This window comes from Serratia sp. 3ACOL1, from assembly GCF_003668775.1.
In the GTDB taxonomy this organism is placed as follows: domain Bacteria; phylum Pseudomonadota; class Gammaproteobacteria; order Enterobacterales; family Enterobacteriaceae; genus Chania; species Chania fonticola.
Genome location: NZ_CP033055.1, coordinates 3,148,475 through 3,160,972 on the forward strand (window position 1 = coordinate 3,148,475; position 12,498 = coordinate 3,160,972).

Annotated in this window: 10 protein-coding genes and 1 pseudogene; 7 read left to right on the forward strand and 4 right to left on the reverse strand. The window is 55.7% G+C overall.

Annotation, left to right across the window (positions count from 1 at the left end; all coding sequences use genetic code 11):
- Positions 1 to 15 precede the first annotated feature (15 nt).
- Genes D9980_RS14215 through yihU form a run of 4 tightly spaced genes read right to left on the reverse strand, consistent with a single transcriptional unit; the run spans position 16 to position 4,280 of the window.
- Positions 16 to 1,362, reverse strand: coding sequence for an L-fucose/L-arabinose isomerase family protein (locus D9980_RS14215; RefSeq protein ID WP_238393641.1), 1,347 nt, complete (start codon positions 1,360 to 1,362; stop codon positions 16 to 18).
- Between the two features lie 24 nt (positions 1,363 to 1,386).
- Positions 1,387 to 2,430 (reverse strand): aldose epimerase family protein, encoded by a 1,044-nt coding sequence (locus D9980_RS14220; RefSeq protein WP_121607642.1) that lies wholly within the window; start codon positions 2,428 to 2,430, stop codon positions 1,387 to 1,389.
- A 47-nt stretch (positions 2,431 to 2,477) separates the two neighbouring features.
- Entirely contained in the window at positions 2,478 to 3,341 is an 864-nt protein-coding gene (locus D9980_RS14225) for a class II fructose-bisphosphate aldolase (RefSeq protein ID WP_065686682.1), read from the reverse strand.
- A 48-nt stretch (positions 3,342 to 3,389) separates the two neighbouring features.
- Positions 3,390 to 4,280, reverse strand: a complete 891-nt coding sequence (gene yihU, locus D9980_RS14230) for a sulfolactaldehyde 3-reductase (protein ID WP_121607643.1) — start codon at positions 4,278 to 4,280, stop codon at positions 3,390 to 3,392.
- Between the two features lie 224 nt (positions 4,281 to 4,504).
- Between yihU and D9980_RS14235 the strand changes: the two genes are divergently transcribed.
- The 7 genes and pseudogenes from D9980_RS14235 (at position 4,505) to mprA (ending at position 12,491) form a co-directional block, all read left to right on the forward strand.
- Entirely contained in the window at positions 4,505 to 5,401 is an 897-nt protein-coding gene (locus D9980_RS14235; protein WP_121607644.1) for a sugar kinase, read from the forward strand.
- Positions 5,402 to 5,437: 36 nt separating this feature from the next.
- Positions 5,438 to 6,237 (forward strand): annotated as a pseudogene (locus D9980_RS14240) (DeoR/GlpR family DNA-binding transcription regulator).
- Between the two features lie 343 nt (positions 6,238 to 6,580).
- On the forward strand, positions 6,581 to 7,780 hold the full coding sequence (proV, locus tag D9980_RS14245; RefSeq protein ID WP_121607645.1) for a glycine betaine/L-proline ABC transporter ATP-binding protein ProV: 1,200 nt from the start codon (positions 6,581 to 6,583) through the stop codon (positions 7,778 to 7,780).
- Entirely contained in the window at positions 7,773 to 8,882 is a 1,110-nt protein-coding gene (gene proW / locus D9980_RS14250; RefSeq protein WP_024484842.1) for a glycine betaine/L-proline ABC transporter permease ProW, read from the forward strand. Before proV ends, proW begins: the two co-directional genes overlap by 8 nt.
- A gap of 72 nt (positions 8,883 to 8,954) precedes the next feature.
- Positions 8,955 to 9,956: a glycine betaine/L-proline ABC transporter substrate-binding protein ProX gene (gene proX, locus D9980_RS14255; protein ID WP_121607646.1), complete on the forward strand. Its 1,002-nt coding sequence runs from the start codon at positions 8,955 to 8,957 to the stop codon at positions 9,954 to 9,956.
- Positions 9,957 to 10,376: 420 nt separating this feature from the next.
- Positions 10,377 to 11,576, forward strand: a complete 1,200-nt coding sequence (locus D9980_RS14260) for an MFS transporter (protein ID WP_024484845.1) — start codon at positions 10,377 to 10,379, stop codon at positions 11,574 to 11,576.
- A gap of 393 nt (positions 11,577 to 11,969) precedes the next feature.
- The gene (gene mprA, locus D9980_RS14265; protein WP_021178983.1) at positions 11,970 to 12,491 is read left to right on the forward strand and encodes a transcriptional repressor MprA; all 522 of its coding nucleotides are present in this window, start codon (positions 11,970 to 11,972) and stop codon (positions 12,489 to 12,491) included.
- Positions 12,492 to 12,498 lie beyond the last annotated feature (7 nt).

The following is a 12,498-nucleotide window of genomic DNA, read 5'->3' on the forward strand; positions in this document are numbered from 1 at the left end:
GCGTTGGTCGCCCGCTCAGGTCAGTTCAATCACGTCCAAACCAAGCAGACCGGCCACTTTGCGCAGCAGCGGACGGTGCTCGCCGTAAACCAGCGAAGTGTGGTGCTCCATACCCGCCGCAATCAGACGCTGGCGATAAGTGTCTGCATCCACATCCAGGCGCGCGGTCCCGGCAGTGCCGGAAAAGGCCAGCGGAGCCTTGATCATTTCGCCGCCGGCCAGCATCAGGCGTAGCTTGCCCTCGCCCTGAGTGATGCGGCATAGCGTGATGCGCCCCGGTTTCAGAGCAAATTCAGACAGCAGAGGAAGCTTGCGGTTGGAGTGGATGGTGGCCTGCACCGGGCCATCGCGATCGGCCATTTCGATCGGTGCCTGCCCGCAGTGCCAGAACACCACGCTGTTATCCTGCGGATCGATATCCACCAGGTCGGTATTGAACGCCGCATTGCCAGAGGCCCACTGCGCCATCAGCGAAGAGAGCACGCCAAACATGTCGGCTTCACAGCCACACGGCACTTTATCTTCGTTCATCAACGCCAACGCCCCGCAGGCAGCGCAGCCGTAATCGGTAAAGAAATCCGGCCAGCAGCGCACGGCAATGCCGGTGTAACCTTCACGCTGCGCTTTTTCACGCAGGGCAGAGTAAACCTTGAGCGTTTTGCGGGTGGCCGTTTGATCCATCTCTGCCAGGTTAGGGAAATCCTTGGCACGGCGGGCATAAGGCGCATCGGCCACGCTGTCCGGCAGCGCCTTCACCTCTTCAATAAACTCCAGCACCGGCTGGCGAGTCACCTCAACGCCAAAGTGCTGCGTCAGCTGCTGCTGGTTGTAGTTACAGGCGTCAAAACCCAGCGGGTGTTCACCAATCACCATCACCTTGGCCTGTTTGAAGCGTTTAACGATCGCCGCGGCCTGCGCCAGCTGCTGTAATTCGTTAATCACCCGGCTATCGTCCGGCAGGCCGTGCAGCGTTTGCACGTTGATGGCTTCACGGCTCAGGGCATGGCAAGCCAGATTCACCCCGCAGAAAGAGTTCAGGCGCAAACGGCCACCGGTACGGGCCTCCGGGAATGACCACATCGCCGTGGGTACCGGGAAATCACGCACCACTTCGGTGGTAAGGGAGGCATCGGTAAAGGTCACTTGCAGGATCAGCAGCAGATCGAGATCGGCCTGTTTAAGTGCGGGCAGTACTTGCAGAGCCGATTCGGCATCAAACTGCAATACCGGCTCCCCCACCAGCTCGATATCCATCCCGCTCAACGTCTGCCAGGCTTGCGCCAACATCTCTTGCGCGTAGGGGACGTCGAAGGTCGCGCGGCCAAGTGCCAACACACCTACTTTTGCTTTATTTTTCATCATATTGCTTCCAGTAATCGAATAAATCTATGCCACGGTGCTGAAGCGGTGTTCAGTCTGGCTGTAATAGTTTTCCCCTGGGCGCAGCACTACGTTGCCAAAATGGGCGTGGTGAATGCTGTCTGGGAACGCCTGGGTTTCAAGGCAGATGCCGGAAAACGCCTGATAGCGATGGCCAGCCTTGCCATTCCAGATCTTGTTGGAAAGCTTAAAGGCGTTATAAAACTGCACGCCCGGCAGCGAGGTGTGCACTTCCATCACCCGCCCGGTCTGCGGGCAAATCAGGCTGGCGGCGGGATGCAAAGCCCCCTCAGCCGGCTTGAGCACGTAGTTCATATCAAAATCCTGCGCCGGGCGGTGCAGCATGGCGTCCCCAAGACGACGGGCGTTGCGGAAATCAAATGCCGTCCCGGCAACGCGGCGGATTTCACCAGTGGGCAGCATGGTGGTTTCATCTACCGGCGTCATAAAGTCGGCGTCGATCTTGAGCTGCTGATCGTGGATCAGGTGCTGATGCCCACGCAGGTTGTAGTGGCTGTGATTGACCAGATTGACCAACGTCGGCTTGTCCGTCTGTGCCTCAAAGCTCAGCGTCATCACGTTGTCTTCCGTCAGGCCGATGCGGTGACGAACCTGCAGATTGCCCGGATAGCCTTCCTCACCATCGATAGAGGTACGGCTGAAAATAATACCGTCGCCGTCTTCCTTTGCCTGCCAGACATACTTGTCAAAACCCCGACGTCCGCCGTGCAGGTGTTGCCCGGTAGGGAGTTCATTGGTGGCCAGAATATATTCCTGACCGTCGATGCTGAAACGTCCACCAGCGATACGGTTGGCGCAGCGCCCGGCAATCGCGCCGAAGAACGGATGCCCAGCCTGATAAGCCGCCAAATTGTCGAAACCCATCACGACATCTTCCGCTTGCCCATGGCGATCCGGCACCCAAAGCTGAGTAATGATGCAGCCGTAATCGGTCACACACAGCCGCATCCCGTTGGCATTGGTCAGCGTGAAAAGGGAAACGGCCTGCCCCTGATGTTCACCAAAATGCTGGCGTTGAATGGTTGTCATAATCGATGCCCTATGGTTAGCGCGGCAGCTTGCCGCGCAACGGATGCTTAAAACTGAGCGGCTTTGCCCTGGCTGCCAAACAGCCTGATTTTTTCGGCAACTTTGGCCTGCATCACATCACGGCCATGCCCGAGCGACACCGCCAAGACAAACTCGTGAGGATCCTTGTCGAGCACTTCAGCCATCCCCTGGGTGAAGGCCTGCCGCAGTTCGGTGTCCACGTTAACCTTGGCGACCCCCAGTGAGACCGCCTTGCGGATCTGATCGTCCGGTACGCCGGAGCCGCCGTGCAGGACAATCGGTTTTTTGACGATCTCGCGGATCTCTTGCAGGCGTTCGAACGCCAGCTTAGGTTCCTGTTTGTACAGGCCGTGAGCGGTGCCGATGGACACTGCCAGATAATCCACCGTGGTCGATTGAGCAAACTGCAGCGCTTCGTCACTGCTGGTGATCAGGGCGTCTTTTTCGTCGACCGAAATATCATCCTCGGTGCCGCCGATCTTGCCAATTTCGCCTTCGACCCCAATGTTCAGCACATGGGCAACGTCCGCCACGGCACGGGTGATCCGCACGTTTTCGTCAAATGACAGGTGAGAGCCGTCAAACATCACCGACTGGAACCCGGCCTGCACCGCCTGCATGGTCTGTTCAAAGCTGCGGCTGTGATCCAGGTGGATGCACACCGGCACCGTGATATCGTGCATAAACGCATCGATCATCGCCTTCATGGGCTCCAGACCCATCACGCTAATCACTTTCTGCCCCACCTGGATCATGATCGGGGCCTGCTCCTGTTCGGCTGCCAGCAAAATGGCGCGAATGGTTTCGGCGTTGTGTGCGCTGAACGCGCCGATGGCATAGCCGTTTTCCCATGCATGTTGGATCATGGTGTTACCAGATAAATAAGGCATTTCTTCTCCCCTCTGCGCGCTGCATAGCAAGCGCAATTACGTTAAGTGTTACGCGTTATTCGCTCTGCCCGAAGCAGCCCGAACCTGTTCCAAAATGGCACTCCAATCCTGACGCCCCCGCCCGCTGGCCCGCGCCTGGCTATAAACCTCACGTGAGGCTGCACCCATCGGCATGGCAACGTGCAACTGATTGGCCACATCCAGCGCTATGCCCAGATCCTTGTGCGCCAGATCGATCATGAACGCCGGGCTGAGATCGCCCTTCAGCACCTTGTTTGGCCAGGTGGTGGTGAAATGCCCCTTACCTGCCGGTGTGCCGCTCATGACTTGCAGCGCAACGTCAAATGACAGCCCTAGCGCCTCGCACAGCACCGCAGCCTCGGCAGACAGCGCGTTGAGGGCTATGCTCATGTAGTTGTTGATCAGCTTCACGCGGATCCCCATGCCCGGCCCACCAGCGTTGATCAGTTCCGAGCCCATCGCCATCAGCACTGGCGTTGCGCGCTCCACCTGCTCGGCAGTCCCACCTGCCAGGATCAGCAACGTGCCAGCCTGAGCATGATCTGAAGTCCGCCCGACCGGGGCATCCATCAGGCTAAAGCCCCGTGCCTGCATCTGGGCAATCAGCCGGTCCGTTTGCAGTGGGTGGATGGTGGACATATCCATCACCAATGCCGCAGGCGATAAGGTGCAGCACACCCCCTCGGCACCAAACAGCACCTCATGCACCAGTTCGCCGTTAGGCAACATGGTGATGACGAACTCCGCGTCCAGTGCCGCCTGCGCCGGGCTGGCTGCCGCCTTGGCCCCCTGAGCTACCAAAGCGCTGACCGCCGCCGGGCTGATATCAAAAACGTTCAGCCGGTGCCCCTGCTTGATCAGGTTGCTGGCCATCGGCGCGCCCATTTGCCCTAGCCCGATAAATGCGATCTGTGCCATGGTTCTCTCCTGTTGGTTACCTGTGTCATCTCTGTGTCATCTCACCGACCACAAATTAGACCATTTTTGTCTGTTTTTGATCGTATTTGTAATTTATGGTCAAAAAATTGACAGCCGTCACTCTTTTAACATTTGAGTGAATTAAAATGGTGGCAGCGTGATCGGCAGCCACTTTTTGCTGAAAACCGTTCGCTTACACAGATCAACATCCAGGGATCCAGACCATGACTCGAATCGCATGCGTAGGCATTGCAGTGCAAGACCGCCTGTATTACGTAGAGAAACTGCCTGAAGGCGGGGGGAAATATGTTGCTACCGACTACCGCGAAATTGGCGGAGGCCCGGCGGCAACGGCTGCGGTGGCCGCAGCCAGATTGGGCGCAGAGGTAGATTTCATTGGCCGGGTCGGGGACGATGCCACCGGGCAAACCCTGTTGGCCGAGTTAGGCAGCTATGGCGTGAATGTCAGACATGCCTGCCGTTGCCCACAGGCGCGCTCATCGCAATCGGCTGTGCTGGTGGATGCCCAGGGAGAACGCATGATCATCAACCATCCCAGCCCAGATTTACCCGAGGATGCCGAATGGCTGCATAACATCGACTTTAGCCAGTACGATGTGGTGTTGGCGGACGTGCGTTGGCATCAGGGCGCGCTGACTGCCTTCACCTTGGCCCGGCGCGCGGGTGTCACTACCCTGTTGGACGCCGATGTCACACCGCAGGATATCCGCCCGCTGGTTGCTTTGGCCGACCATGCCGCCTTCTCCGAACCGGGTTTGCTGCGGATGACAGGAAAAACAGATATCGAGCAGGGATTGCGTGCAGCAAAAAATGACAAAAACGGACAAGTTTATGTCACTCAGGGTAAACATGGCTGTTTCTGGCTGGAAAACGCTCAACTGAAACATCAGCCAGGCTTTTCGGTTGAGGTGGTGGATACCACGGGGGCTGGCGACGTTTTCCACGGTGCGCTGGCGGTAGCCCTGGGTTCACAACCCGATATAGCTCAGGCGGTGCGTTACGCCAATGCAGTTGCCGCATTGAAGTGTACCCGTCCTGGCGGGCGCGCTGGCATTCCCAATTGTGATCAAACTGACTCTTTCCTGGCCAGTTTTGTATAATATGGTTGGCCGATGACAATATTAAGGGAGTGGAGCATGAGTCTGACTGAACTTACCGGCAACCCACGCCACGATCAGCTGATCCAGTTGATCGCCAAGCGCGGCTATATGAACATCGACGAGCTGGCGCAATTGCTGGAAGTGTCTACACAGACGGTCAGGCGCGATATCCGCAAATTGAGCGAGCAGGGGCTGATTAGCCGCCATCATGGGGGCGCAGGTCGTGCCTCTAGCGTGGTCAACACGGCCTTTGAGCAACGGGAACTCTCTTACACACAAGAGAAGATAGCCATTGCGGAGGCCATTGCCGATTACATTCCCGATCGTTCCACCATTTTTATCACCATCGGCACCACCGTTGAGCATGTTGCCCGGGCGCTAATGAACCACAGCCACCTGCGCATCATTACCAATAGCCTGCGGGTGGCACATATCCTGTATAAAAACACCGAGTTCGAAGTGATGGTGCCGGGCGGCACACTGCGCCCCAATAACGGCGGTATCATCGGCCCCAGCGCCGTAAGCTTTGTGGAAGGCTTTCGCGCCGACTATTTGATCACCAGCGTAGGGGCAATCGAAGCCAACGGCGACCTGCTGGAATTTGACGTGAATGAGTCCAGCGTGGTGAAAGCGATGATGGCGCATTCGCGTCATATTCTGCTGGCTGCGGACCACACCAAGTTCCATGCTTCGGCGGCAGTTGAAATCGGCAATACCCGACAGGCGACCGCGTTGTTTACCGACCTACCTCCCCCTCTGCAATGGGATCGGTGTTACAGCAGCAGCAAGTGGAACTGGTCGTTATTCCCACCAGCAGCGAAGAACCCACACTCTGATCTAAGGTGGTAAACCTGCTGATTTTCCTGCCGTTCGTCAATGCACGCAGAACTTTACTATGCGTGCATTAATTACCCATTTGACGCTGCCAATATTCCCTGCAAATAGTTGCCATAGTCGCCAATATATCATGCCATTTCCTGTTGCTCATTACGGTTAAATAACCGCGTAAAAGTCGGGTAATTATGCCCAATCATCAAACCTGATATCACTAGAAAAATCTTACGATATGAACATTGAGGGTTGTCTCAGAATGTCAGTGTGTTAGGGTATAGGGCACTCTTATTTTCTATTAGGACAATTTTAGCGTTTGATAATAAACCAAAGGAAACAGCGAATTGCATGGCAATTAAACTAGAAGTTAAAAATTTATATAAGATATTTGGTGAGCACCCGGAACGCGCATTTAAGCTGATAGACAAAGGTTTGACGAAAGACCAGCTGCTGGAAAAAACGGGGTTATCACTTGGCGTCAAGAACGCCTCTCTGGCCATTGAAGAAGGCGAGATATTTGTCATCATGGGGCTTTCCGGTTCCGGTAAATCCACCTTGGTACGCCTTCTCAATCGTCTGATAGAACCCACCCGAGGTGAGGTGCTGATTGACGGCGAGGATATATCCAAAATATCCGATGCTGCGCTGCGCACCGTACGGCGTAATAAGATCAGCATGGTGTTCCAGTCATTCGCCTTAATGCCGCATATGAACGTATTAAATAATACCGCGTTCGGCATGGAATTAGCGGGCATTCCTTTACAGGAGCGCCAGGAAAAAGCGCTGGATGCGTTACGTCAGGTTGGGCTGGAAAATTATGCCAATGCCTATCCCGATGAACTGTCCGGTGGTATGCGCCAGCGTGTCGGCTTAGCCCGCGCCATGGCTAACGATCCGGATATATTGTTAATGGATGAAGCCTTCTCTGCGCTGGACCCATTAATTCGTGCCGAGATGCAGGATGAACTCGTCAAATTACAGGCGAAACATCAGCGCACCATCGTCTTTATTTCCCACGATCTGGATGAAGCAATGCGTATTGGCGATCGTATTGCCATTATGCAGGGCGGCGAAGTGATCCAGGTGGGTACCCCGGATGAAATATTAAATAATCCGGCCAACGATTATGTGCGCACCTTCTTCCGCGGCGTCGATATCAGCCACGTATTCAGTGCCAAAGATATCGCCAAACGTCGCCCGGTGACCCTGATCCGTAAGACCCCCGGTTTTGGTCCGCGCTCTGCGTTGCAGATCCTGCGTGATGAAGACCGTGACTATGGCTACGTCCTCGAACGCGAGAAATTTATCGGCGTGGTATCGATAGACTCCCTCAAGCAGGCGCTGGCGGCTAAACAGACGCTGAACGACGCCTTGCTGGATGCCCCACTGCCCGTTCCGGCGGATATGCCGCTGAGCGAACTGATCTCACTGGTAGCACAGGCCCCTTGCGCCGTGCCGGTGGTCGGGGAAGACAACAACTATATCGGTATTATTTCCAAAGGCATGCTGCTGCAGGCTTTAGATAAAGAGGGCCCTACGAATGAGTGATAATCAGGATCCATGGGCAACGGCTGCCACATCCCCTAACGACGCCCCGGCAACCCAGGCTGCCACCAGCAGCGATCCCTGGGCAACCGGCGCACCAGCAGACAGTGTGCCCCATGATGCCGCTAATCAGGCCGCATCGAGCGCTGACTGGCTTAACAGCGCCCCAGTGGAGCCCGAGCACTTTAGCCTGCTGGATCCGTTCCACAAGGCTTGGGTGCCGTTTGACAGCTGGGTCACTCACGCCATTGATTGGCTGGTGCTGCACTTCCGTCCGCTGTTCCAGGGCATTCGCGTGCCGGTGGATTTCATCCTCAGCGGTTTCCAGCAGTTTTTGCTGGGTATGCCTGCTCCAGTCGCCATTTTGCTGTTCTCGCTGATCGCCTGGCAGATATCCAGCCTCGGCATGGGGGCCGCCACGCTGCTGTCGTTAGTCGCCATCGGCGCTATCGGGGCCTGGTCACAGGCGATGGTCACGCTGGCGCTGGTGCTCACCGCCCTGTTCTTCTGCATCTTGATAGGCCTGCCGTTGGGCATATGGTTGGCCCGCAGCAAACATGCCGCCAAGGTGATCCGGCCACTGCTTGACGCCATGCAGACCACGCCAGCCTTCGTCTATCTGGTGCCAATCGTCATGCTGTTCGGTATCGGTAACGTGCCGGGGGTAGTGGTAACAATCATCTTCGCCCTGCCGCCCATCGTACGTCTGACGATCCTGGGCATCAAACAGGTGCCGGAAGATCTGATCGAAGCCGCCGAATCCTTCGGCTCCAGCCCGCGCCAGTTGCTGTTTAAAGTGCAGCTGCCGCTGGCCATGCCAACCATCATGGCCGGGGTTAACCAAACGCTGATGCTGGCGCTGTCGATGGTGGTTATCGCCTCGATGATCGCCGTAGGCGGTCTGGGCCAGATGGTGCTGCGTGGCATCGGCCGCCTGGATATGGGGCTGGCCGCCGTAGGTGGCGTCGGTATCGTTATTCTTGCCATTATTCTCGATCGTCTCACCCAGTCGCTGGGGCGCGATCGCCGCAGTAAAGGGCTAGGCCGCTGGTATACCCACGGCCCAATCGGGTTGATCGCTCGCCCGTTTATCAAAAAAGCCTGATCGTTCTACCCGCCAGCGGCTTACTGCCCTGGCGGGCTATCTCCAAACAACATCAATAACAGAGGAAAAACTATGCGCACTACAGGGATCTGGGCGATTGCCCTTACCACACTGCTTGGTTCACAGGTTGCTTCCGCTGCTGATTTGCCAGGAAAAGGTATTTCGGTACAACCGATACAGAGCACCATCTCCGAGGAGACCTTCCAAACGCTGCTGGTCAGCAAGGCATTGGAAAAACTCGGTTATGACGTCAAAGAGCCGCGTGAGGTGGACTACAACGTGGCCTACACTTCCATCGCCGCAGGGGATGCTACTTTTCTGGCAGTGAACTGGGATCAGTTGCACGCCGATCAGTATCAGGCCGCCGGGGGTGATAAAAAATTCTATCGTGAAGGGGCTTACGTCAGCGGCGCTGCTCAGGGCTACCTGATCGACAAAAAAACCGCCGACCAGTATCACATCACCAACGTTGAACAGCTAAAAGATCCGAAAATTGCCAAGCTGTTTGATACCAACGGTGACGGCAAGGCCGACTTGACCGGCTGTACCCCGGGCTGGGGCTGTGAAACGGTGATTAATCACCATATCGAAGCCTATGGCTTGGGCAAAACCGTGGAGCACAATCAGGGCAACTACGCCGCCATGATTTCCGATACCATCACCCGCTTCAAAGAAGGCAAACCGGTGCTGTATTACACCTGGACGCCGTACTGGGTCAGCGATGTGATGGTGCCTGGGCGTGACGTTGTCTGGCTGCAGGTGCCGTTCTCTTCCCTGCCGGGCGAGCTGAAAGATGTCGATACCAAGCTGCCGAACGGGGCCAATTATGGCTTCCCGGTCAACACCATGCATATTGCCGCCAATAAGCAGTGGGCGCAGGCCAACCCTGCCGCCGCCAAGCTGTTTGCCATCATGAAACTGCCGATTGCCGACGTCAACGCGCAGAACCTGCGGATGCATGCAGGCCAGTCCTCCGAGGCTGACATCCAAAACCATGTCAATGGCTGGATCAAGGCTCACCAGGCCACGTTTGACGGTTGGGTGAAAACCGCCGCCGAAGCCGCCAAGTCATAACGCCCCTCACCCCAACCCTCTCCCACAGGGAGAGGGAGCTGTTAGCCCCTACTCTTTTGGAAGTAAGGGGCTTTCTCAGCAAACTCGATTGTCCCTTCATCCAAGGTACATCACCGAATTTTCAGACCCACTCGATCTGTCCCCTCTTACTTCAGAGGGAGCTGTTAGCCCCTGCTCTTTTGCCAATAAAGGGATAATCTCGGCAAACCCGATTGTCCCCTTTTCCAAGGTAAATCACCGAATTTTCAGACCCACTCGATCGGTTCCCTCTCCCTGTGGGAGAGGGTTAGGGTGAGGGGCCCGTTTTCTTTACTTAACTGACCAACATCCTTCCTGCGGCATACTGATAAAAATTATACATTGCCTTAACATTCTGTTCTGCCTGATACTTCGATCACAGATTTCCATTATTGAAGACCTATGAACCAACCAACCGAACACCCGGGCCTTAGCCCTGCACTGACGCTGTTAATCGCGATGGCCACCGGCCTGGCGGTTGCCAGTAACTACTACGCCCAGCCGCTGCTGGAAACCATCGCACAAAACTTTAATCTATCGGTTAACCAGGCCGGATTTATCGTCACCGCGGCCCAGCTAGGCTATGCGGTTGGCCTGCTATTTCTGGTGCCGTTGGGCGATATGTTTGAACGCCGTGGGCTGATCGTCTTTATGACGCTGTTAGCCGCCGGAGGCATGCTGATCACCGCCTCTTCCAGCACCTTATCGATGATGATCCTCGGTACGGCTCTCACCGGCTTGTTCTCCGTCGTGGCCCAGCTTTTAGTACCACTCGCCGCCACCTTGGCACACCCGGCAAAACGCGGTAAAACCGTCGGCGTGATCATGAGCGGCCTGCTGCTCGGCATTCTGCTGGCACGTACCGTCGCCGGTGCTTTGGCGGCCCTCGGCGGCTGGCGTACCATCTACTGGGTGGCCAGCGTGTTAATGATCCTGATGGCCCTTCTGCTGTGGCGTGCCTTGCCGCGCTATAAGCTGCATTCTGGCCTGAATTACCCGCAGTTGCTGAAGTCCATCTTTTCCCTGTTCTGCTTCACCCCGTTGCTGCGTACCCGCGCGATCATCGGCGCTTTGTCGTTCGCCAACTTCAGCGTGCTGTGGACCTCAATGGCTTTCCTGCTGGCTTCCCCACCTTTCAACTATTCCGAGGGCGTGATTGGGTTATTTGGCCTGGTGGGTGCTGCTGGCGCCTTGGCTGCCTCACGCGCCGGTCATCTGGCCGATAAGGGCAAAGCAGGGCTAACCACCAGCGTCGGGCTGGTACTGCTGTTGCTGTCCTGGATCCCGATTGCGTTGGCACCGTACTCTCTCTGGGCGCTGATTATCGGCATTCTGGTGCTGGATCTGGCAGTGCAGGGGGTGCATGTCACCAACCAAAGCGTGATTTACCGCATCATGCCGGAGGCGCGTAATCGCCTGACCGCCGGTTACATGACCAGCTATTTTATCGGGGGGGCCGTGGGTTCAGTGCTTTCCGCCGCCGCTTATCAACATGCTGGTTGGAACGGCGTAGCGGCGATTGGTGGCGTATTGTGCGTGCTGAATCTGCTGACCTGGTGGCGTGGCAAGCGCTATGACCCGCAGGGTCCGGCCTCGATCTAGTTAGCAAGAAAATAATAACCCAGGAAATTTATTAGGCCGCAGGGTGTGAAAATTACTTACACTCTGGTAATATTGTCGCGGTAAATTATTGGCGACCTATGCACCCTGCGCCCCGGACCACCATGAACGACCTTACTCAGGTAAGTTTTCTTTCTATCCCCTCCGCAGGATGCCGTAGTGCCCCGCCCAGTTACATAAACAAACCTTACCTATCTCAGCCTGCGGAACGGCAGAATTTGTGCCTTCAATCACAAGACCTTAGGGTCTGTGGCGTTAAGCATTTACAAACAACTTACAAATGACACGAATTGCTAAATTATTCCCCTTGCTGAAGATTTACATTATTAATCACTATCGTTACTATACCGAACGAAATTAATGAGGCACTAAATTATGGAAAGCTCGTTTACCCCCATAGAGCAAATGCTGAATTTCCGCGCCAAACGTCAGAAAGACTTCCCATATCAGGAAATCCTGCTGACCCGCCTATGCATGCATATGCAAGGCAAGCTGTTGGAAAATCGCAATAAAATGCTGAAAGCACAGGGAATCAACGAAACCTTGTTTATGGCTCTCATTACGCTGGATGCGCAGGAAAACCACAGTATTCAGCCTTCTGAGCTAAGCTCGGCCCTAGGTTCGTCACGCACCAATGCCACCCGCATTGCCGATGAACTAGAGAAACGCGGTTGGATTGAGCGCCGGGAAAGCGATCACGATCGCCGCTGCCTGCATCTGCATATGACCCAGGCTGGGGAAGCGTTTCTCGAACAATTGCTGCCACCGCAGCATAAATGTCTGCACTTTCTGTGGTCTACGCTGAACGACGAGGAGCAGCAACAGCTTGAAATGCTGACGCGCAAATTGTTGACCCGTTTGGATCAGATGGAAGTTTCAGAACAGTTATCCCAATAATTCCTGT